Raw genomic sequence first — 23,158 nt, forward strand, 5'->3', positions numbered from 1 at the left:
CGGCCGGGCATAGCGCATCTCCACGTTGCAGTGGTGTTCACATCGCGAAGGACGGGCATCCCGGGCACCGTCGAATACGAGGATACGCCTGCGCAAGCCGCGCGGAAAACGGATGCGGCTTACCTCGGAGGCAAGCTTATACCGCGACTGCTCCAAAGAGAGCCCCGCCCATTCGGGGATTCGCATGATAACGTTGTAAGCATCGACTAAGAGCGTATATCGAGTCATTGGTCGGAGGCCAGGGACATTTCTCAAAACCCAAAGGGACACATCTCCGCAGGAGATATGCCCCCTGTTAATTAATCACCTATTCTACCAGACTCGGGTGGAGTTTCCGAAAGCCCGCCCACGAAGCGAATCAGGCTGGGTTCGGAGACGCGCCGGAGCAGGTCAAAATAGTCCTGGCGCACGCGGGTAAGGACAGCCTCATAGAGCTGGAAGGAGCCGGAAAGCTTATCCAGAACTTCGGCAATAGGAGTCCGGGCCCGGTGGATCATGCGGTCGTACTCGGCAGCGTAATGGTAATACGCGCTGCCATAGCCTTCGGTGCAGTGCCGGCGGCGCAGGTCCACACCCTCGGGTTCCCTGTCGCGGAGCAAGTTGTCGAAGACCCCCAACCACAAAAGCCGGTGATCCGCATTAACCCGATAGACGCGGTATTTGAGCGCTTTATCCGCGGGCTCCTCCAGCAGATCAAGGAGGTCGATTTCACGAACAGCCCCGTAGCGGGCGTACTGCTCATGGTATTGAGGCTGGATGACAGCCACCAGCAGATGGGCCAAGTAGACATTCACATCCTCGTCCGAGCTAGTCGCCAATTCCGCGATTTCAGAGCGGACCCGCATCAGGCAGGTGAGCATATAGCCTTCTGAGGACTCCCGTTCCCGCTGGCTCAAAGTGTAGTAGAACGGCGTGGGTCGCATACACGCCCTCCCGTTCAACTCCCCCTATTGCGCAACAATACCAAGTATAGCATGCGGAGAAAAGGCTGGCGGGGCAGGGCGACCGGCGCCGGACACCTCTACCCAAATCCCTATATCGTCAAGGCCCCGGCCATATCCCCGATCAAAGGAATCCGCCACCGCTTGCCGGTGGCCGCGCTGATCACGCCCCCCAGCGAGACAAGCGGAAAAACGATCTTGAGAATCACGGCAAGCACCCATCCGACAATGGGTATCCACGCCAGGAGGGCGCAAGCCAACTCCAGGATGAAGATCGCCAATCCTTGGCGGCCGTGGAACTGTGCAAATTCCGAATCCCGCTTCAGGAAGAGCGGCACCAAACAAAGGATGGATAAATAGCCCAGGGCGGCGAATGCGCGGTTAATGCCCGGTTCTTCCTTAACCGTTACGGACGCAACTTGTTCTTCAGGTATGTGCTCTTGCTTGTCCATAACACCTCCTTTTGCAGACAGCATAACACAAAAAAATCCCCCCGGGCCTTTCGGCCCAGGGGGATTTGAACTGCAGACAATCGGCTCTTAGAAGTTAACTGTAACAGAACCGGTCAAACCAAAAGCAACATCTTCCGACTTGTTGCCCACACCATTGCCGGTTGCATTACCCGCATTGATGGGGGTGTTGTCGTTTTCGCCTTCATAGTAGTTACCCGGGATGAACCACAGCGCGCTCAAACCGAACTGCACATCCTCGGTGTAGTCGTAAACCAGCTTCAGGTCGATCTCGTCGCCGGCGCCGTCATCACGACCAGCAAGAGGCTTCTCGTCAAACCAGAAGTGAAGGTAACGGCCACTCAGGTGCAGGTCATCCATCAACTCGGCGCCCGCGTCGAAATACAGAGCCATGGTGTTGGTGTTGCCGGCGCTGTCATACGGGTCGCCCGTAGAGTAGAGGCCATCGCCCTGCGTACCAGCCAAGAAGTCGCGAATACCGGAGAAAAAGTGTCCGCGATACATATTGTCCCAGGCACCGTAATCACCGCTGTTGCCGGCCTCTTCACCGGAAAGATACAAGAAGCCCATACCACCGGTCGGGTTCCAGGACACATCCTCATTCATGAGCTCGTTGAAGTTCATTGCGCCTTCAAGATTGAAGGCCCAAGCCGAACGGTCTCTGTCCGCGGCAAGAGCAGTCTGTGTACCGTTAATGGTACCATCCTGCAATTCACCGAACTGATAAGCCAGTTCACCCGTCAACATCATACCTTCGACCACTTCGCTCTGCACCAAACCACCGATCGTATGGACTTGGTTGGCTTCGTACACGGAAATGACTCCGGTATTATTGTTGTTGTTCAGACCGTAGCTGCCTGCGCCGTTGACACCAAAACGCAGCGCATCGGTAGCGGCGAAAGCCTCATCGTTCTTCCCGAAGTAGTAAAGGTCCACCGAAGTGTCCATATTGTCTTCGAGACGATAAGAACCTTCCACACCCCAGATCATGTTGTCGTTACGGGCCTGGCCGGACTCAACTACCTGGGCGATGAAGCCGTCGATGGTTACCGGATCCAGATCCAACACCGCGCGAATCGCATCAAACGAGTTGTATGCGCTGTATTCGCGGCCGTTGAGGACCGTATACGTGGCACCGCTATCCTGAGTCGCAGCCGGAAGGCCTGTGACAGTAGCCTGAGTGAAGACAGCATTCGGATCCGCCAGAATACCTGCGCCGATAATAAAGCCGCGGCCATAGTTGAGGTCCTGACGACCGATGATCAAGCTCAACGGCGAATACATGACCTCATTTAAGGTCAAGTTCGCCAAGTTGAGATCGATATCGCCCGTGCTCGCGCCATCCGCACCCCACCTGCGCTGATTCAGCAAGCGGACAGTAGTGGAGACGTTATCAGTCAAGTCGGCATCCACACGCACCCGAACCGTGGATAGGAAGTAACCTTCCGTATCCGCATAGCGGGTAAGAGCATTTGCGGTACCGATCGTCTGATCGTTTCTCTTCAGATCGTAGTTTGTCTGATAGATCGCTTTGGCGTCTATGTCACCACTGATCTTCACATTCTGAACACTCGCAGCAGCCGGAGCCGCGGCGATCGTCAGGGAAGCCAGCAGAGCAATTAAACTACCCCCGATTAACTTATTCATTATGAATCCTCCTCAAACACCAGCAATTTCAGAATCCCGGCCGCTCCGCGCGTCCGGGGATTGTTTTCTAAGTTATCCCTCAAGATTTGTGACGACCCGTGGCCTAAAGTTTTCATCCCCCCTTCCTTTGCCCGATTAAAGCCGTCTCTGAGGGCTATGTTTTGAGGCACAAAGCAGAATATTACCACATAAAACTTATTATTGTCAAGATGGTAAATTTTCCATCTTGACATAAACACATACAATGATTGAACTTAAGTGGAGTATTTTTTTGGGTAAGCCGCTTGCCACCTTATTAAAACTCCCCCTCCGGGCCCTTTTCCCCGGGTAGCCTGAGCCACCCCTCTTCGAGGTCCAGATCCTGCCTGAGACTGGCTGCAAAATACGCCCCTTCACCCCCTAAGTCAAGCCCCTTGCCGAGAAATAACTGCCCCTGGGAGGACTCGAACCTCCGCTCATGGTTTAGGAAACCAATGCTCTATCCCCTGAGCTACAGGGGCCTTAATCGTACTTCAATATGGAGAAGACCGACTGGCCCAAAGCCTCCAACTTGGAGCGGCCGGGCAAAAATCCCAGCTCAATCAAAAAGGCCGTCTCCAGCACCTCGGCCCCCACTCCCTGAATAAGCCTCACCGTGGCTTCGGCTGTTCCCCCGGTCGCGATCACATCATCCAGGAGCACCACCTTCTGCCCGGCGGATAGAGCATCCTGATGCATCTCAATGGTGTCCCGGCCGTATTCCAGCTCATAGGTCATGCGGGTGGCCTGCGCCGGCAGCTTCCCCTGCTTGCGCACAGGAACAAAGCCCACACCCAAGGCAACGGCCAACGCCCCCCCCAAAATGAATCCCCGGGCTTCGATTGCCACAATGGCCTCAACACCGGGCACCGGTCCCCCGGGCCCGTAGCGGGCTGCAAACAAATCGATCACTTCCTTAAATCGTTCGCCTTGCTTGAGCAGGGTCGTAATGTCCTTAAAAATGATCCCCTCAGAGGGGAAATCAGGCACATCCCGGATAGCTCCCTTGAGATTCTCAACGAGAGTCTTGTTCACCGTCATCTCCATTGAGCGCTTTCTCCGCCTGTTCTTCAACTTCTCTCAAAAAGCCTCTGAGCTTCTTGAGCGCCGAATTTTCGATCTGCCGGACACGTTCCCGCGTAATACCCATTTCACCGGCAATCTCCTTCAAAGTACGGGGTGTGCCGTCATTGAGCCCGTAGCGCATGTAGAGGACTTGGCGCTCCCGGTCCCCGAGCCGCGTCATGACCTTAAAAACCAGCTCGTGCTGGAGAACCTGGGAAATCTCGTCGGATACAGGGACCTGGTTCACGTCCTCCAAAAGGTCGATGAATTCCGCATCGCCGTCATCGCCAATCGGTGCGTCCAAGGAGGAGACTTTGGAAACGAGCGTGGAAATTTCCCGCACTTTCTTCAGAGGCAGGTCCATTTCCTTGGCAATTTCCTTGGGCTTGGGCTTGCATCCCAGCTCATGCGTCAGTCTTTCGGTCACCCGTTTCCAGCGCGCAATCAATTCTGTCATATAAACAGGAATGCGAACCAACTTGCCCTGATTGGCCAAAGCACGGGTTACATACTGCTTGATCCACCATGCCGCATAAGTGCTAAAGCGGTATCCGCGGTTCGGATTGAACTTGGACACTGCTTTGATCAAACCGAGATTTCCCTCTTCGATCAAATCCATCATGGGCAGCCCCAGATGGTTGTATTTTTTTGCAATGTTGATGACCAGGCGGAGGTTTGAACGAATCATGGCCTCGCGGGCCTCGGGGTCGCCGGCCCGGGCCCGCTGAGCCAGCTCAAACTCCTCTTCCGGAGTGAGAAGAGGAATCTTGCGGATGTCTTTTAGGTAGAGCTTGATTGGATCCATATAAGCCGTTTGTGGAACTTCAACCGTTGAACTTCCATTATCCGTCGCCGAAAGCTCAGAGGCCAGGGACGGTTCTTAATTCTGCCGGACTCCGCGGGCTGTAAGAACCGTCCCTGAACAATTTCAGTTTACTTACCTGCCGTTTGCGTTTGCAAGGACGGATCTTTGATCGCTGCCTGGGCTGCTGCCAAGCGAGCTGTAGGCACACGGAAGGGCGAACAGCTCACGTAGTTGAGCCCCACACCGTGGCAAAACTCCACAGAAGAAGGATCTCCGCCATGCTCGCCACAGATACCCAGCTTGATCTCCGGACGCCCCTGACGCCCCTTTTCAACCGCCATCTTCACAAGGGATCCGACCCCGATCTGGTCCAAACGCATAAACGGATCATCCTTCAGAATCCCCTTCTCGACATATGCGGGAAGGAACTTGCCCACATCGTCACGAGAGTACCCAAAGGTCATCTGAGTCAGGTCATTGGTCCCAAAGCTAAAGAACTGCGCTTCCTTTGCGATCTCATCCGCGGTAATGGCCGCGCGCGGAATCTCGATCATGGTCCCAACCAAGTATTGGAACTCGGTACCAGTCTCGGCGATCACAGCATCGGCCTCACCCACAACAATCGCTTTGAGATCTGTAAACTCCCGCACAGTTCCAACCAGCGGAATCATGACCTCGGGCATGGGCTGCTTGCCTTCCTTAACCAGTTGAGCCGTGGCCTCGAAGATAGCGCGCGCCTGCATGCGGTAAATCTCCGGGAAAGTAATGCCCAAGCGGCAGCCGCGGTGCCCCAGCATCGGATTGCTCTCCTCCAAGGAAACCACGGTCTCTTCAATCTGCTTGACCGGAAAACCAATGGTTTTGGACAGGCGCTTTATTTCTTCATCGGTGCGCGGGAGGAACTCATGCAAAGGCGGATCCAAAAGGCGAATGGTCACGGGCAGCCCGTTCATTGCCTCCAGAATCCCGTAGAAGTCGCCCTTTTGCATGGGCAACAAAGTCGCCAAACCTTCCTCACGTTGGGAGGTATCCTTGGAAAGGATCATCTTCTGGACCCAAGGCAGCCGATCCTCGCCAAAGAACATATGTTCAGTGCGGCAAAGCCCGATGCCTGCGGCGCCGAACTCACGGGCCACCCGCGCATCGTGCGGGGTGTCGGCATTGGCGCGCACGCCCAGGGTACGCGACTCATCGGCCCACGCCATGAGCGTATGGTAATCGTCGGAAAGTCCCGTGGACTGGAATTGGGCCTCACCGAGAATGACTTCCCCGCTATTCCCGTCCAGTGTGATTACATCCCCCCTCTTAACAGTAATATCGCCGGCTTTGAAATAGCCCTTTTCCTCATTCACGGTAATTCCCTGGCAACCCACCACACAACACTTGCCCATTCCGCGCCCCACAACAGCGGCGTGGCTGGTCATACCGCCGCGCGAGGTAAGAATCCCCTGTGAAGCGGACATACCCCCCACGTCTTCCGGAGAGGTCTCCAGCCGCACGAGAATCACCTTCTTGCCGTTCTTCGCTTCCTCAATCGCGTCCGCACTGGTAAAAACCGCCGTGCCGGCGACCGCGCCCGGAGACGCGGGCAGGCCTTTGGCAATCACCTGCTTCTCGCTTGTGGGATCGATGGTCGGGTGCAAGAGCTGGTCAAAGGCATCGGCATTGATCCGGGATACGGCCGTACGCTCGTCAATCAGTCCTTCCTTCTGCATCTCGACGGCAATTCGAACCGCAGACTGGATAGTCCGTTTGCCCGAACGCGTCTGGAGCAGGAAGAGCACCTTGTCCTCGATCGTAAATTCCAAGTCCTGCATATCACGATAGTGATTCTCCAGATTCTGATACACCTCGACCAGCTGCTTGTAAGCATCGGGCATGAGTTTTTGGAGCTCCTCAATCGGGCGCGGTGTGCGGGTGCCGGCCACCACGTCCTCGCCCTGCGCGTTCATCAAGAACTCACCGTAGAAGCGCTTCTCCCCTGTGCCCGGATCGCGGGTAAAGGCCACGCCTGTGCCTGAGGTCTCGCCCAAGTTGCCAAAAACCATACTCTGCACATTGACTGCTGTTCCCCAGTCATGGGGAATGCGGTTCAGGTTCCGGTAGGTATAGGCTCGATCATTGTCCCAGGAACCGAAGACCGCGTTGATCGCGTACTTGAGTTGCTCAAAAGGATCCGAAGGAAAGTCCTGCCCTGTCGCTTGCTTAATGACCCCCTTGTAAACCTCCACCAGCTTCTTCAGGTCTGCTGCATCCAAGCCGGTGTCCACTTCCACACCTTTGGCCTTCTTGGCATCGTCCAACTTGTTCTCAAAAAGCCGGTGCTCCACATTCAAAACCACATCGCCGAACATTTGCAAAAACCGCCTGTACGAATCATAGGCAAAACGCTCGTTGTTGGACTTGGCAGCCAACCCTTGAACCGTTGTGTCGTTCAGACCGAGGTTGAGAACCGTATCCATCATCCCGGGCATGGAAACACGCGCGCCCGACCGCACGGACACGAGCAACGGATTATCCTTATCCCCAAAACCCTTGTCCAAGGCCTTCTCCAAACGGGCAATGGCCTCGCGGACCTGGTCGATCATTCCCTCGGGATAATCTTTCGTGTTTTGGAAAACCAAACAGGCTTCGGTAGAAATAGTAAACCCCGGAGGAACCGGAATATTGAGCCGGGTCATTTCTGCCAGATTGGCGCCCTTGCCCCCGAGCAGGTTCTTCATAGAACCGTCGCCGTCGGCTTTTCCATCACCAAAATAATAAACATATTTTTCAGACATAGTTGCTCCTGTTCCTATTCAACGTGCACGACGCTCAAATCCGCAATGCGCGAGGCAAAGATGTCGTACACCCGTTTCATCAGGGACAATCGGTTCGCCCTGACTTCTGCTTGTTCCACATTGACCATGACCTGGTCAAAAAATTCGTGTAATAGATCCGAAAAGGCCTCTGCGTATTGCCGCGTGGCCTCACCATACTGCTGATTCCGCGTTAAATTCTCAACCACCCCCTCCTGCTGCAGACATACGTCCCAAACCTGATGTTCCAATTGGTGTTCGAATAACTGAGGCTGAACCTCCGACTCCACTTCTCCCCCGGCTCGAACAATACGATGGGCCCGCTCCACAATCTTGGCTGCATCGCGGAAATATTTGGAAGGAATTTCCTGGAGCTGATCCAGTCTTTGAACAAGCTCCTGAGGGCGGTCGCCGCACAGCGGAAAAACAGCATCAACCCAGGCATCAGGATACCGCAGCTTCAGCAAAACCTGCAACCGGGCCATACAATATTCCGCAGTGCGCTCCAAAGCCGCAGGGTCTCCGTCCCCTGCGGCAATCTGCAAGAGCTCACTAAGCCGGAGATTCCAACCCCGTTCCAGCACAATCTGAAGGGCGCCCTGCACATTACGCCGTATTCCGTAAGGATCCCCGCTGCTTGTGGGTTTAAGTCCGACGCGGAAGCACTGGGCCACGGAGTCCAATTTGTCCGCCACAGAGAGGATGGACCCAAACACAGTCTGCGGCAGGCGGTCCTCAGCTGAACGCGGGAAGTAGTGCTCCCCGATCGCCACGCAAACCTTGGGCGAGGCCCCCTGTTCGCCGGCGTAGACCCCTCCGATCACACCCTGCAATGCGGGAAACTCCTTGACCATCTGCGAGGCCAGATCCGCTTTGCACCAGGAAACAGCCTGCTCGAGTTCCTCTTCGGTGTACTCGATGGAGTCCACCTGCTGGTGCAGATACCGGGCCAGATTCCGGATGCGGCCGGTCTTCTCAGCCATGGTTCCGGCTCCGCGCAGAAAAACGATTCCTGGCAAAAGTGAGGCAAAAAAATCCATCCCGCGCTTCGTGTCTTCCAAAAAGAAAAAACGCGCATCCGCCAATTTGGCATTGAGAATATTCTCGCAATTGCGCCGGATTGCCTGCCGCGCCTCTGCCGGGCGCGGCCCGTTCAATACGCCGATAAACTTGGGAAGCGGCTTCAACCTCCTGGATTTCGAAGCATGGAGGATTCCAAAGAGCCGCTGTCCTTTGGCCATTGCAGCAGACAAAACATCCAAAGGAAGCCGCTCTGCATAATCCGGATCAAAACCCCCGGTTAACACCGATGGATCTTCAACCAGAAAACTGATCTCCTGCAAGAGCCCTTCATCCTTGTGCAAAATGCCTCCGGCCTTCTTAGCAGCCACGTCCAATTGCCGGGCAATTTTTTGCCTGCGTTCCTCAGGGTCGAGGAGAATCCCCTTTTGTTTGACTTGCCGGAAATAGTCAGCAGGAGATTTGACGCCAAAGGGTTTGGAACCGGAGTATCGAGGCGACAGCGAACGGGCGCCTGCCTTAACTCTTCCCCATGTGAAGACCAGCGGTGTCTCACCCAAAAGCGCCAGAATCCAGCGAACCGGGCGCGCAAAACGCACACCCGTATCATCCCAACGCATCATCTTCGGAAATTTCAGCTCAGAGATGAGCCGCGGCAACAGGACCTTCAACACTGTGGCGGCAGAGGCCCCTTTCCGGGTCCAATGGGCCACCACTTTTGCCTTTCCTTTGACCTCTTCCAAGCTCAGGCAATCCGCCTTGATACCCAGGCCCTCGCAAAAGCCCTGGCCCGCCCGTGTCAGCTTGCCTTCGGCATCATAGGCCCTTTCCTTGGGAGGCCCTTCCCTGCGCATCGCACGGTCCTTCTGGCGAACAGCCAGCCCGCGCACATGCAAGACAAGGCGGCGCGGAGTACCCAGCACCTGAATGTCTCCGTACTCGAGCAGCTCTTCCTCTAAATATTGTTGGGCCAGGTTTCGAATCTGCGCCAAGGCGTCCGGCATATAGTCTGCCGGGATCTCTTCACAACCGATCTCCAGAAGCAAAGTCTTTGTCGTATTACTCATCGCCCGGGTCCTCCGCCGGATCTTCGCCAATTCCGAGGTAGAGATTCGCGCAATGCTTAGCCATCTCGCGCACCCTCCCAATATACGCGGCCCGCTCCATGGCACTCACAGCCCCGCGCGCATCCAAAATATTGAAATAGTGCGACATCTTGAGCATGCACTCATAAGCAGGACTTAAAAGACCTTTAGCGGCCATGGACTGCCCCAGCTGCTCGGCCTCTCTAAACCAACGCTGATAAACCTGCACATCCGCTTCCTCAAAATTGTACTGGCAGGATTCGCGCTCCCGGTTCCGGGCCAGTTCACCGTAGCTGAGCTCGCGGGTCCACCCCAGATCCTTGCCCCAAGCCAGATCAAAGAGGTCATAACGGTTTTGCAAGAACATGGCAATACGTTCCAAGCCGTAGGTGATCTCAGCAGTGATCGGATTGAGCTCCATCCCCGCCATCTGCTGGAAGTAGGTAAACTGCGTGATTTCCAGACTATCCAACCAGACCTCCCAACCCAATCCCGAGGCACCCAGAGTCGGCGACTCCCAGTCATCTTGGACAAAGCGCTGGTCATGATTCTCGAGCTTCACGCCCACGGCTTTCAAGCTCTGGAGATAGAGGTCCACCACATTGTCCGGCGCGGGCTTCAGAACTACCTGGTATTGGTAGTAGTGCTGGGTGCGCAGAGGATTCTCACCATAACGCCCGTCCGCAGGCCTGCGCGAAGGCTGCACATAGGCGGCACGCCATGGTTTGGGCCCGAGACTCGCCAGGAAAGTCCCGGGGTGAAAAGTCCCCGCCCCCATCTCCACGTCATAGGGTTGCAAAATTGCGCATCCCTGCTTCTTCCAAAACGCCGCCAGACGCTCGATCAGCGTTTGAAAGTCAACAAGCTGCTTTTGCTGTGTTGCCATGAATCTTCTTCCTCTGTTTCATTGCCTGCAAAAAACGCGCCGGTTTGGGAAGGCTCCCAAGATGGTAAACCAAATGGCGCTCCATCAAATTCTCCAAATCCGAAGCCATTTCGGGACTCATAGAGAGGCGCGGAAGAAAACTGAAGTCCGCTTCCGCCAGCTGCCTCAGCGTGGCGGAAGCAGCCTTGGACACGCGATCCACTGTTGGATCGCGGTTCCGGCAAGACTCACACAAAAAACCCCCCAATTTGTAACCAAAGTACTCCCCGGGCTCTGCCAGACTTTTTGAACAGCCCGAGCAACGGGAAAGATCGGGAAAGCTCCCCAGTTGTGTCAGCAAGCGGATCTCAAAACTCAGGCGGCAGCTAACCGGATTTGGAGCCCACTGTAACCAATCCAATGTCCTCTCGGCCAGGTCAAAGGCCTCCGGATGAGGATCCATCAGCTCCATCATCTGTTCCAGCAGCGCAACGACATAATTCGCATAGCCCAAACGAATCAGATCCTTGCGCAACTCCAAATAAGGCTTGACCAAATCACACTGCGAAACCAGATGCAGGTCTGTGCGCTGGCCGTGATAAAAAACAAAGTCATTCAGAGTAACCGGTTCAACAATGCTGCCAAAGCGGGACTTTTCACTTCGAGCCCCTTTTAAGAGGCCGTGAAACTTGCCGAATTCCCGGGAAAACACGGAGACCACAAAGGAGGTATCGCGAAAATCCCTCCGTCTGAGCACAATGCCCGTCGCCTTTTCAATGGCCATCCACTCTCCCTAGAGCCGCAAAGGCCCCGCACTGACTGCTCCGGCGGAAATCACCACGCGCAAAGCCTCTTCAACTGTCATCTCCACATCGATCACTTCGTCTCTTTTTATCAATAAAAAGAATCCGCTTGTCGGGTTGGGCGTCGTGGGCAAAAAGATGCTGATCATATCCTGCGGTGTCTTTTCCTGCAATTCTCCCATTGGTTCGCCCGTCACAAAACCAATTGAATAGATCCCTTTTCTCGGATACTCCACCAATATGGCTTTGCGAAAAATCCTGCCTTGGGCCTGGCCCAAGAAGGCTTCACTGATCTTTTTGATACTGGTGTAGATCCGGCCAACCAACGGCACCCGCGCAAAAAGGTCTTCAAAAAATCTCAATATGCGTTTGAGAACCAACAGCTCCGTGGCCAAGCCCAAGAGACAAACACCGGCCATTACCAGAACAAAGATGATGGCCTTGAGAAACACAATGATGAACTCGGGAATTCTGACCCGGTACTCGCCCAAAATACTGACAAAGGGCTCGAGCAGAAGCCCGTTCAGTTGCACGACCACAAACTTGAAAATCAGGAAAGTGAGAAAAACCGGCAGGATAACCAACAACCCGGTAAAAAAACCTCTCTGAAATTTCTTAATCATTGAACTATCCATTATTTCCTTTCATCCCAGTAGCGTCTCATCAACTCATCCTGACGCTTGAACATTTTCTCTTTCAATGCAGGAGAGGAGTCTTCGTAGCCCATGGCGTGGAGAACTCCATGCAAAATGTAGAGGGCCAATTCCCGGTCCGCACTGTTCCCGTATTGCGGCGCGCTCTCGATTGCACGGTCTGCCGAGACTGCCACATCCACACAACGCGCGTTCAGATTCGCCGGATCCTCCGTCAAAAACGACAAGACATCCGTCGCGACATCCTTGCCCTTGTATTCCCGGTTGAGACGCTTCAAAAAAGCATCTGTTCCGATGACTACGGATACCACCCATTCCTTGGCTGACGAATCCTCTGAAAGCGCCGCACACAACAAACGCCTGATATCCGTTTTCTTAAGACGGATTTTTCTTCGCTTGTTTCTTAGGTAGAACCGGACTTTGGCCTTCGGCATTGGGTCCTTCCTTGGATCCCTCGACAGGACGCCCGCGGTCATCCGGAGGGTACTTCACTCTGGAGTGGTGCATTCCGACCAAAATCCTGAGGAATGCATCCGCGATTCTTTCCAAGTCCCTCAGTGTGAGCTCACATTCATCGAGCTGGCCATCGATAAACTTATTGTTAATAATCTTCCGCACCAATTCCTTAATTCTTTCCGGAGTCGGATTTTCCATAGAACGGCAGGCCGCCTCTACGGAATCCGCCAAAAGACTCACCGCTGTCTCGCGGGTCTGGGGCTTAGGCCCCGGATAGCGAAAGCTTTCTTCCTCCAGTTCTTCATCCTGGGGTGTCTTTTCCAGCGCGCGCACATAGAAATAGAAGACCAGACTTGTGCCATGGTGCCCCGGAATAAAGTCGGCAATGGCTTGGGGCAGATTGTGTTTGCGCGCGCACTCCAGTCCGTTTTTGACGTGATTGATAATAATCAACCGGCTCATCGCCGGAGTGAGCTTCTCGTGGATTTCCTTGTCTTCAAGGTTGACTTGGTTTTCCGTAAAGTACTCGGCCTTGTCAATCTTCCCGATGTCGTGAAAATAGGCTCCGACACGCGCCAGCAGAGCATTGCCGCCGATGGCCTCAGTCGCGGCCTCACAGAGGTTCCCCACCGTCATGCTGTGGTGATAGGTACCCGGCGCCTTGACCGCCATTTCCTTCATGAGAGGATGATTCAGATCCGACCATTCGATCAAACTGATATTGGTAATAATTTTGAAACCCCATTCAAAGAGAGGCAAGAGACCGGTTACCAAAATAGCGGAGACCATCCCGTTGCCGAAACCCCAGAATCCCTCTTGCACAAAAACACTTACGCTGAGTTCGTTGATTAAGCCAATGGCAACAATACACAAAAACTGCACTACTGCTGCGGCAAAACCTGCCTGTAGAATCTGGGCTCTGCGCCTGGCGTTTCTTGCAAAATAAGCGGCAAACACGCCCCCCAGGAAGGTGACCAATGCCACGTTTAGATTCATACCCGATATCAATCCGGCAAGAAGACTCAATATGACTGTTACCACAATGGCGACCTCTGTATTTACCAGTAACACTACAAGGATCGAGGCAAGGGCCACGGGCATGCAATAGCTAGGCAAAGGTGAGAGCACAATCCCTTTATAGAGAACGACCGAAAGCAGAATGATGGTACCCAGCAAAGAATAGTATTTGATGGGGGTTTCCCGTTTGGTACGGCGGATCAAATCCACACACAGGAAAAAGAGGATAACAAAAAGGGAAACCAGGATAATCATGCCTGTGGCGTGCAGCGCTCGATTGGAACGGACTTGCAACCTGGCGATCTCATCCAACTGCATAATATGGTCGCGCGCAATCCTGCGCCCCCGGCTTACGACCAGTTGACCGCGCCGCACCTCCACGCGCTGATACACGGGCTCCACAGCATCCATGGCCGCCTGTTTACGTTCCCCGGTGATATCCTCGCGCGGCACCAGGGTCTGAACGACCAGCCTATTTGCAAGAATCACCGCAGTCTCCCGGAATCGCCGGTCCTCCGGAAACTCATCCAATAAAAAGGCGGGGATGCGGGCCAGAACTTCCTCGGGTGAGAGCAAGAGCGAGACATCCTTTGCCTGCTCCACCAGTTCTTCGTCATCCCGAATCATGATTTGGGACACTCGGTTTTCGAGAAGCCGATCCCGTTCGGAGAGCGCCATGAGCCCGGAGAGATTGAGGGAGAAAACCGTGGAATCCAGAATGCGGGCGAGCTTTTCAATCCTCTCGGGATTGGAATCCAGGAGCTTGTCCAGCATCTCTGCACGAAGTTCTTCGCCGAACAGATCCTGCGCCACTAGGACCGCCTCCTCCTTAGACTTCTCACCCTTTTGCACACCCACAATGACCTCCAGGAAGGCCTGGAGTTTCTCCATCTCCAAATTGGCCTGCTTCAGGTTCATCTCATAGACAGGCAGAATTCCGTTGGCCGCGCGCGCGCGCAAACGGTCGGTGGCTGCAGCGTCAATCTTTTCGGAGGCATAAGAAAAATTGAATGGGGCGTAAATACTGCGGAGAGCAATATCACCTTCTTGAAGAGAACCGCGCAAAGACGCCTCACCCAAGGAGAGAACGAGTACAGCGCTAAGCCCCACCCCAAGGGCCATGAGTCCGAGAAGCACACGGCGGCGCAGCTTGACCAAATTGCCTTTTTTCGTGAACACTGCTACGCCCCCTGTGCCCCTGCCTCGAATTTTTCATAGGCCTCGATGATGCGTTGAACCAGCTCGTGCCGGACGACATCTCTCCCGGTAAAGTAGGTGAATTCGATTCCCGGAATGTGGTCCAGAAAGGAACGGACCTGCTCCAACCCGGAATCCTGGTGATTGGGCAAATCGCTCTGCGTCAGGTCTCCGGTCACTACAGCCTTTGATTCGAATCCCAGCCGGGTAAGAAACATCTTCATTTGTTCGGGTGTGCTATTCTGCGCCTCGTCCAAAATCACAAAGGAATCGTTGAGCGTCCTTCCGCGCATGAATGCCAAGGGGGCCACTTCAATCACACCCTTTTCAATATTACGATGGACCAAATCCGTATCCATCATGTCGAAAAGCGCGTCATAGAGCGGACGCAGATAAGGAGAAATCTTTTCCGCCAAATCGCCCGGCAAATAACCAAGCCGCTCTCCCGCCTCAACCGCAGGCCGGGTCAAAATAATCCGCTCCACTTGTTGTTTCTTGAGAGCAGCCACGGCCATGGCCATGGCTAGGTAGGTCTTGCCCGTCCCGGCCGGTCCGATACCGAAAGTGATGTGCTGGTTCCGGATGGCCTCAACATATTCACGTTGGCGGGGGGTGCGCGGGCTGATGAAGCGTTTCTTGGAAGAAACCTCAATGCGGTCCAGGCTGAGTTTGGCCCAATCCGCTTGGCTATCCTGGGTGACAAGACGCAAACCGTTGACTACCTGTTCGCGGCGCAAATCACCGTCGTGGTCGAGAATCTCCAGGAGATCCTCAACAAAACGCGCGGCACGCTCAACCGGCTCATCCTCGCCTTTGAGGATCAGGAGATGCCCGCGCGCCACCGTACTCACACCAAATTCGGACTCGATCAACTTCAGGTGTTCATCCTGATTACCGAACAGCAACAAGGCCTGGCGATCGTCCCTAAGCGTAAAGGATCGTTCCATAGGATAGAGACTACAGCTTTTCGAAATCGAAGCGCAAAAGAGTGCGGGTCGTATCCCCATTGCGCTCGGCTGCAGGCGCCTGTCCGGCAATATACCCTTGATTTCCCCGCACCTCCTGATCCACTCGGGGCATTTCCTCCCTGCGCGCACTCATGCTCCAACAACCCGCCGTAGCGGCAACTGCGAGGAGCAATAGAATCAAACGTTGGCTGACTTTCATCTCACCCTCCCTCTTGTGAAGGACTCAATTGATTCACTGTAATACCCAAATCGCGCAACTGTTTATCATCCACTGTCGAAGGCGCATTCGTCAAAGGACACGCAGCTTTCTGCGTCTTGGGGAAAGCAATCACTTCCCGTATCGAATCCACGCCGGCCATGATTGCCACGAGGCGGTCAATACCCGGAGCAATCCCTCCGTGCGGGGGCGGCCCGTACCGGAAAGCGTTCAAAAGAAAACCAAACCGGCGCTGGGCCTCCTCACCGTTAATACCGATTGCGGCAAAAACCTTCTCCTGCAAATCACGGCGGTGAATTCTGATGCTGCCTGAGCCCACCTCCACGCCATTGAGCACTAAATCATAGGCACGGGAGCGCACCTCCAAAGGATGGGTCTCCATTTTGGGGATGTCCTCCTCAAAGGGAGAGGTGAAGGGGTGATGTTCCGCCATCAAGCGCCCGCTTTCCTCGTCTTTGCCAAAAAGAGGAAACTCCGTGACCCAACAAAATGCAAACTCCCTTCCGGCCTCCCCCTTCCTCAAATCCGGTTTGTCGGTACCGTATCGGGCCATGGCTTCAGAGTGAGGAATACGCGGAAAGGGCAGAGTGAGCTCCACGTCCAAGACCTGCTTGAAAATCTGATAGAAGAGATTCTCCATTAGAGCAAAAATGTCTTCCTCGGTGACAAAGGACATCTCCAGATCGAGCTGCGTAAACTCAGGCTGGCGGTCGGAACGCAGATCCTCATCCCGGAAACAACGCGCAATCTGAAAATACTTTTCCACGCCGCCGACCATCAACAGTTGCTTAAAAAGCTGCGGGGATTGAGGCAAGGCGTAGAATTGGCCCTCATTCAAACGGCTTGGAACCAGATAGTCACGGGCGCCTTCAGGCGTAGAGCGCGTGAGGATCGGAGTCTCGACCTCCAAAAACTGCGCTTCGTCCAGGACCTTGCGGATAACGGCAATAACATCATGCCGCATCTTAAGGCGCCGGTACATGCTGGGACGCCGCAAATCCAAATAGCGATAAGCCAAACGCACGTCTTCATTGGCTGTCTCGGCGTCCTCGACCTCAAACGGAACTGTCTCGGATTCGGAAAGCACCAGAAGATCCTCGGCGCAAACTTCTACAAGGCCTGTCGGAATATCAGGATTCTCGGTCTTCTTGGGTCGCTTCACGACTTCGCCCTTTACCTGAACGCACCACTCACTCCGCAAAGTTTCCGCCACCTTGTGCGCATCCGGAGAGACCGAGGGCACAAAAACCACCTGGGTGATACCCTCCCTATCGCGAATATCAATAAAAATGAGTTTACCGTGATCCCGGCGGGCAGCCACCCAACCCAGCAAGGTCACTTTCTCTCCGACCTGCCCAGGCCGCAGCCCTCCGCAGGTATGTGTCCGCTTTTCCACTTATATTCTCCTAACCTTCGTCCGCCATCCCGGGCCCAGCAAGGGGCATGGGGATCTTTGTGAAACAAAGATTGCTTCTCCGCCATGAATCGTGGCGGATCGCAATGACGATGATTTACTCTTCGCCGCGCTCCGCTTGCGATGACACCCTCAGCTCACTCATCAGCAAACTGAGCCTTGGCCCAACCCAAAATCCGGTCCGCGTCCATGGATTCCTGTTCCCCGGTCGCCATATCCTTCACTGTGAGAGAGTTTCCTGAAAGCTCTCGTTCCCCGAGAATCAAGACCCAGGATGCGTTCCGGCGATTGGCCTGCTTCATCTGGGCCTTGAGATTCTTCCCCGTACAGTCCCAATCCGCAGGAATCCCGTCCGACCTCAAGGCCTGCACCCACTCAAAGGCCTTGGGCACAGCGCTTTCATCCGCGGCTACCACAAAGACCAGGAAACGGCCTGCATCCGTCAAACTTGTTTCCGCTTCGGCCGCCAGAAAAAGACGTTCCACACCCATGGCAAAACCGACGGCCTCTGTTTCAGGTCCGCCCAGTTGGGCAATCAATCCATCATAACGCCCCCCGGCCCCCAAAGCATCCTGAGCCCCCAAAGCACTGTGCGTGATTTCAAAGACCGTATGGGAATAATAGTCCAGCCCCCTCACCAGATACGGATCCACTTCATAGCGCACCCCATTCTGGTCTAAAATCTTCCGCACGCTTTCAAAACGGGTCCGGCTCTGCTCTGAGAGAAACTCTATAACTCCCGGGCAGGAACGTGTCAACTCCCGCGCATCCGGGTCCTTGGAATCCAACAAACGAAAAATATTCTGCTCGGCCGTCGCGCGCGTGGTCTCACTCAAGCGATCCAGCCCGGGCTCCAAGTGCTCCCGAAGCCGGGCCGCCACATGGGAGCGCTCCCCGGCTTCTCCCAGGGTGCTGAGCAGGACACGGTATCCCTGAATCCCCAAGGCTTCCAAAAACCGGCAGGCCAGCAGAATCACTTCTGCGTCCACATAAGGGGAAGAGGGACCGATGTTTTCAACCCCGACCTGGTGAAACTGGCGTTGGCGCCCGGCCTGGGGACGCTCGGCCCGAAACATGGGACCTAAATAGTAGAGCTTTTGGCGCCCTGCGGCCGTCAGTCCGTTTTCCAGATAGGCCCGCACCACAGAGGCCGTGGCCTCCGGCCTCAGACAAACGTCCCGGTCTCCGCGGTCTCTAAAGGTGTACATCTGCTTTTGCACGATCTCCGTGGTCTCCCCCACTGCGCGGGTAAACACTGCGAGATCCTCCAAGAGAGGCATACGGATTTCGTCATAAGCATAAGTGCGGAAAATAGCTCGAGCAGCGCCCTCCAACCATTGCCAGCGCAAGCACTCTTCCGGCAAAATGTCTCGGGTCCCTCGCAGCGCTTTGATTTGCACCGGCAACTCCTTGGGAAATATCAATTTAGCATTGCAGCAATAGGGGGTCAATGACAAACAGGGCGCAATGGAACTTGCGCCCTGTCATGCTCAAAAAATCTCTAGGTATGTGTGGTCAATCACGCATTAAGCGAGTTTGACATGCGCTGCCTGGGGGCCCTTTTCGCCTTGTACCAGCTCGAATACGACCTTTTGACCCTCTTGCAGGGTCTTGTATCCCTCCATCTCAACCGCAGAAAAATGGACGAAAACATCTTCGCCGCCTTCCTGCTCGATGAAGCCATACCCCTTTTGGCTCGAAAACCACTTTACAGTGCCTTCAGGCATTTCTCCGAACCTCCGACTGTCAGGCTCAAACTTGGCCTCGGACCAGCCGGCTCAGACAGTCACTGTCAAGAAATCAGATAAGTCTAATACTTATCCGATCTTCTGCTTCATAATCAAACCAGGCTTGAACACCGCGACCTTCTTGGGAGGCACAGGCACAGCATGTCCGGTTCTGGGATTCCGGCCGGTGCGCCCCCGGCGGGACTTCACCTTGAAAACGCCGAAATTCCGGAGCTCCACCTTCTCCCCCACAGCGAGGCTCTCAACAATACAATCCAGGGTGCGTTGAACCACGCGTTTGACGTCGACCTGCTTGATGTTCGACTCCTGCGCGATTTTCATCACGATGTCTTTCTTCGTCATCCGCGCTTCCCTCCTTCGCCGAATAAATTAGCATCAACCCTAAATGCCCGTCAAGACTAATTTTTCAAATATTTCCTTATCTTGTATGTACTACTCCGGGACCCAAAATACCCTCAATCCCGCGGGTCAAAGCAGGAGACGGAGTCACATGTAAATCCTTGCCGACCATGATCCGGACCTGCTGCCCGGCCCCGTTGACCATCTCAAGACTGACAGGCACCTGACCGGGGTGCCGGCCCAGGAGGCCTTTCAGGGCCTCGAGCTGGGGCTCGTCCACAGCCCTCCCGACCAGGTCAATGGACATTATACTCTGAAGTGATTTAATTGCAATAGGTAAGGATATTATCTGACTGGCCAGGATCTTGGGACTCTCCTCCCGTTTGGACAGACGGCCCCGGATCCAAAGAGGATCCGCGTTCCCGAGGTATTCCGAGCATTTCTTATAGGTCTCAGGAAATACCAGGACCTCGCACTCCCCCTCCAGATCTTCCACCCAGAGGATGGCCATGCGCTCTCCGGTCCGTTTGGTGGTCGTGAGCCGGGAGCGGGCGATCAAAGCCCCGACCTTGACCTCCTCCTCCTCAGAAGCCTCATCCAGCTGTTTGAGCGGGCAAGTGGCGTGAATCTCCAGCCAGGCCCGGTATTGGCTCAAAGGATGACCGCTCACATAAAAGCCCAGGAGTTCCTTTTCAGCGGCCAGGCGCACAGATTCAGGCCACTCTTCGATTTCCGCTGTCTGCGCGGTCTGGGCGGACGCGTCAAACCCGACGCCCTGGGCTGCGGCTCCGTCAAAAAAAGACATTTGCCCCTTTTGGCGATCCCGCTGCAAAACGGCAGCCGACTCCATGGCCGCCTCCGCCTTGGCCATGAGCACGGCGCGGCTGGACCCCAGGGTGTCCATGGCCCCGCAGCGAATCAAGCTTTCCAAAATCTTCCGGTTGACCAGACGCGTGTCCACGGACTCACAAAACTGCTCGAGCGACTCAAAACGGCCCGTGCGGTCCCGGGCCTCCACAATGGACTCAATGGCACCCTCCCCCACATTCTTGATGGCCGCCAGACCAAAACGAATCGCATTAGGGGAAGAAACAGTAAAATTAGCCCGGCTCTCATTGACATCCGGCGGGAGCACCTCGATGCCCGAACGCCGGGTCTCGCTAATGTACTGAACCACCTTATCCGTGTTGTCGCGCTCACTTGTGAGCAAAGCCGCCCGGAATTCCACCGGAAAATTAGCTTTCAGGTAGGCGGTCTGATACGAAATCAGGGCATAGGCGGCGCTATGGCTCTTGTTGAATCCATACCCTGAAAAATATTCGATGAGCCCAAATATTTTTTCGGCCAAGCCCCTGTTCAGACCCCGTTTCAGGGCGCCTTCCACAAAGGTCTTGGACATTTTCTCCATTACCGCAGGATTTTTCTTCCCCATGGCGCGCCGCAACAAATCCGCTTGGGCCAGGGTAAATCCCGCGAGGTCGCTTGCAATCCGCATGACCTGCTCCTGGTACAAAATCGTGCCGTAAGTTTCTTTGAGCACGGGCTCCAAGAGCGGATGGTCGTAAGTGATTCTGGAGCGGCTGTGTTTGCGATTCACAAAATCGTCCAGCATGCCGCTGCCGATCGGGCCGGGGCGGTAAAGGGCCAAGAGCGCAATCACATCCTCAAAGCTGGCAGGCTGAAGTTTCTTTAGCAAATCCCGCATGCCCGAGCTTTCCAACTGGAACACGCCCTCTGTCTCAGCCCGGCACAAAAGTTCAAAAGTCGGGGCGTCCTCCAGGCTAATCGAACGAATATCCACATCCACATCGCGGGTGCGCTTGATGATCTTGCAGGCCTGGTCGATCACCGTCAGCGTCTTGAGCCCCAAAAAGTCCATTTTGAGGAGCCCGATCTTTTCCAGGTAATTCATGGAATACCCGGTAGAAACCTGGCCGTCCCCGGTCTTGTACAGAGGCGCGTTTTCGGTAATGGGTTCCCGGCTGACCACCACGCCCGCGGCATGCGTGGATGCGTGCCGGTTCAGGCCCTCCAGGACCATGGAAATTTCCAGGAGCTTGCGCACCTGCTCATTCGACTCTTGGAGCTGTTTGAGTTCAGGCTCCAGCTCCAAGGCGCGCTCCAAAGTCATCTTGAGTTCATTGGGAATGAGTTTGGCAATCCGGTCCGCTTCCGCATAGGGCACGGCCATTACACGCGCCACGTCCCGGACAACCGCTTTAGCCATCATGGTTCCAAAGGTAATGATCTGCGCCACATTCTGATCGCCGTACTTCTGGATCACATACTCGATGACCTCGCCGCGCCGCTCATAACAAAAATCAATATCAATATCCGGCATGGACACACGCTCAGGATTCAGAAAGCGTTCAAATAGCAAGCCGTAACGCAGCGGGTCAATATTGGTGATCCCCAGCAAATAGGCAATGATGCTCCCTGCCGCCGAACCCCGGCCCGGTCCCACAGGAATCCCCTTTTCTCTTGCAGCGCGGATGAAGTCCCAAACAATAAGGAAATAGCTCACATAGCCCGTGCTCTGGATAATATTGAGTTCATGCTTGAGCCGGCGCCGGACCTCTTCGCCGGGGTTGGGATAGCGGGATTTCAAACCTTCTTCACAGAGATGCGCCAGGTAGGCTTCGTGTGTGTAGCCCTGGGGCGGTTCGAATTCCGGCATATGCCGCTGGGTGAAATCCAGGTCCAGATTACAGCGCTCGGCGATCCTTACGGTATTGGCCGTGGCCCCGGGGAGCTCGGAAAAAAGTCGGCACATCTGTTCCGCTGATTTGAAGTAGAGCTGATCGGAAGGGTTCTTCATGCGGCGAGGATCGTCCAGGGTCCACTGGTTGTGGATGCACACCAGCACATTCTGGGCCTCGGCATGGTCCTGCTCCAGATAGTGCACATTATTTGTGGCCACCAAAGGCACCCCTGTCTGTTTGGAAAGCGCCACTAGGTGCTGGTTGAGCTCCTTTTGTTCCGGACGTCCGTGATCCTCGAGTTCTAAATAAAAATTTTCAGGCCCCAATATCTCCAGGTAGGTTTGAGCAGCTTCCCGCGCCTTGGCCTCCTGCTGTTCCAAAAGGAAATGCGAGACCTCTCCCCGCATGCCTCCGGAAAGCCCGATCAGGCCCTCGGCATGGCGGCGCAGGAGTTCCTTGTCGATGCGCGGTTTGTAGTAAAAACCTTCCAGGTAACCCGCACTCGCGAGCTTGAGCAGATTGCGATAGCCGGCCTCGTTTGCCGCCAAAAGCACCAGCCGGTGAGAGGCTTCGCGCAGCCCGTGCGTGGCGCGCTCCGTCCGGTCCTTGGGCGCCACATAGGCATCCAAACCCACAATGGGTTTGATCCCGGCATTCCGGCACTCAATCAAAAATTCGATAGCCCCGAAGAGATTTCCGTAATCCGTCACAGCCAGGGCAGGCATTTCGAATTCCACGGCGCGCTGGACCAAGGCGGGAATGGTGCAGGAGCTTGCCAGAAGACTGTAATGGGTGTGGACATGCAGATGGACAAATTGTGTAGGCATCGGATTCACTAACTGAGCTTGCCGGGGGCTGATCGTTCCCCATGCGCAGCTCGTATAAGACGGGAATGGCCATTTACGGAGGAACTCGAAATCGCAACAGCCT

20 protein-coding genes and 1 tRNA gene are annotated in these 23,158 nt (G+C 55.0%); all 21 read right to left on the minus strand.

Annotation, left to right across the window (positions count from 1 at the left end):
* On the minus strand, positions 1–186 hold a 186-nt coding region (locus JW937_05365; GenBank protein MBN1586843.1), incomplete at its 3' end, for a hypothetical protein.
* A 113-nt stretch (positions 187–299) separates the two neighbouring features.
* The gene (locus JW937_05370) at positions 300–923 is read right to left on the minus strand and encodes a hypothetical protein (GenBank protein ID MBN1586844.1); all 624 of its coding nucleotides are present in this window, start codon (positions 921–923) and stop codon (positions 300–302) included.
* Positions 924–1,033: 110 nt separating this feature from the next.
* Complete coding sequence (locus JW937_05375; protein MBN1586845.1) at positions 1,034–1,393, minus strand: DUF4870 domain-containing protein; 360 nt, start codon at positions 1,391–1,393, stop codon at positions 1,034–1,036.
* A gap of 87 nt (positions 1,394–1,480) precedes the next feature.
* Positions 1,481–3,058: a hypothetical protein gene (locus tag JW937_05380; GenBank protein MBN1586846.1), complete on the minus strand. Its 1,578-nt coding sequence runs from the start codon at positions 3,056–3,058 to the stop codon at positions 1,481–1,483.
* Between the two features lie 428 nt (positions 3,059–3,486).
* Positions 3,487–3,558, minus strand: a tRNA-Arg gene (locus JW937_05385).
* A gap of 1 nt (position 3,559) precedes the next feature.
* Entirely contained in the window at positions 3,560–4,117 is a 558-nt protein-coding gene (locus JW937_05390; protein ID MBN1586847.1) for an adenine phosphoribosyltransferase, read from the minus strand.
* Positions 4,092–4,946 carry an RNA polymerase sigma factor RpoD/SigA gene (locus tag JW937_05395; GenBank protein ID MBN1586848.1) on the minus strand — a complete coding sequence of 285 codons (855 nt, stop codon included), beginning with the start codon at positions 4,944–4,946 and terminating at the stop codon, positions 4,092–4,094. The genes JW937_05390 and JW937_05395 overlap by 26 nt, the downstream gene beginning before the upstream one ends.
* A 128-nt stretch (positions 4,947–5,074) precedes the next feature.
* Positions 5,075–7,726: a pyruvate, phosphate dikinase gene (locus tag JW937_05400; protein MBN1586849.1), complete on the minus strand. Its 2,652-nt coding sequence runs from the start codon at positions 7,724–7,726 to the stop codon at positions 5,075–5,077.
* A 14-nt stretch (positions 7,727–7,740) separates the two neighbouring features.
* Positions 7,741–9,831 (minus strand): glycine--tRNA ligase subunit beta, encoded by a 2,091-nt coding sequence (locus JW937_05405; GenBank protein MBN1586850.1) that lies wholly within the window; start codon positions 9,829–9,831, stop codon positions 7,741–7,743.
* Positions 9,824–10,735, minus strand: a complete 912-nt coding sequence (locus tag JW937_05410) for a glycine--tRNA ligase subunit alpha (protein ID MBN1586851.1) — start codon at positions 10,733–10,735, stop codon at positions 9,824–9,826. Before JW937_05410 ends, JW937_05405 begins: the two co-directional genes overlap by 8 nt.
* A complete protein-coding gene (gene recO / locus JW937_05415; protein ID MBN1586852.1) occupies positions 10,707–11,498 on the minus strand; it encodes a DNA repair protein RecO in 792 nt (263 codons plus the stop codon). The genes JW937_05410 and recO overlap by 29 nt, the downstream gene beginning before the upstream one ends.
* Before the next feature lie 9 nt (positions 11,499–11,507).
* Complete coding sequence (locus tag JW937_05420; protein MBN1586853.1) at positions 11,508–12,140, minus strand: DUF502 domain-containing protein; 633 nt, start codon at positions 12,138–12,140, stop codon at positions 11,508–11,510.
* A gap of 11 nt (positions 12,141–12,151) precedes the next feature.
* Positions 12,152–12,604: an rRNA maturation RNase YbeY gene (ybeY, locus tag JW937_05425; GenBank protein ID MBN1586854.1), complete on the minus strand. Its 453-nt coding sequence runs from the start codon at positions 12,602–12,604 to the stop codon at positions 12,152–12,154.
* Positions 12,546–14,822: an HDIG domain-containing protein gene (locus tag JW937_05430; GenBank protein MBN1586855.1), complete on the minus strand. Its 2,277-nt coding sequence runs from the start codon at positions 14,820–14,822 to the stop codon at positions 12,546–12,548. Before JW937_05430 ends, ybeY begins: the two co-directional genes overlap by 59 nt.
* Before the next feature lie 2 nt (positions 14,823–14,824).
* On the minus strand, positions 14,825–15,787 hold the full coding sequence (locus tag JW937_05435) for a PhoH family protein (GenBank protein ID MBN1586856.1): 963 nt from the start codon (positions 15,785–15,787) through the stop codon (positions 14,825–14,827).
* 10 nt (positions 15,788–15,797) lie between these two features.
* A complete protein-coding gene (locus tag JW937_05440) occupies positions 15,798–16,007 on the minus strand; it encodes a hypothetical protein (protein MBN1586857.1) in 210 nt (69 codons plus the stop codon).
* A gap of 1 nt (position 16,008) precedes the next feature.
* A complete protein-coding gene (aspS, locus tag JW937_05445; GenBank protein MBN1586858.1) occupies positions 16,009–17,421 on the minus strand; it encodes an aspartate--tRNA ligase in 1,413 nt (470 codons plus the stop codon).
* 155 nt (positions 17,422–17,576) lie between these two features.
* Complete coding sequence (locus tag JW937_05450; GenBank protein MBN1586859.1) at positions 17,577–18,863, minus strand: histidine--tRNA ligase; 1,287 nt, start codon at positions 18,861–18,863, stop codon at positions 17,577–17,579.
* Between the two features lie 102 nt (positions 18,864–18,965).
* Positions 18,966–19,166, minus strand: coding sequence for a cold-shock protein (locus JW937_05455; GenBank protein MBN1586860.1), 201 nt, complete (start codon positions 19,164–19,166; stop codon positions 18,966–18,968).
* 90 nt (positions 19,167–19,256) lie between these two features.
* The gene (locus tag JW937_05460; GenBank protein ID MBN1586861.1) at positions 19,257–19,529 is read right to left on the minus strand and encodes an integration host factor subunit beta; all 273 of its coding nucleotides are present in this window, start codon (positions 19,527–19,529) and stop codon (positions 19,257–19,259) included.
* Between the two features lie 76 nt (positions 19,530–19,605).
* On the minus strand, positions 19,606–23,055 hold the full coding sequence (gene dnaE / locus JW937_05465; GenBank protein MBN1586862.1) for a DNA polymerase III subunit alpha: 3,450 nt from the start codon (positions 23,053–23,055) through the stop codon (positions 19,606–19,608).
* Between the last annotated feature and the right edge of the window lie 103 nt (positions 23,056–23,158).

This window comes from Candidatus Omnitrophota bacterium (assembly GCA_016929445.1).
Taxonomy (GTDB): Bacteria; Omnitrophota; Gorgyraeia; order JAFGIU01; family JAFGIU01; genus JAFGIU01.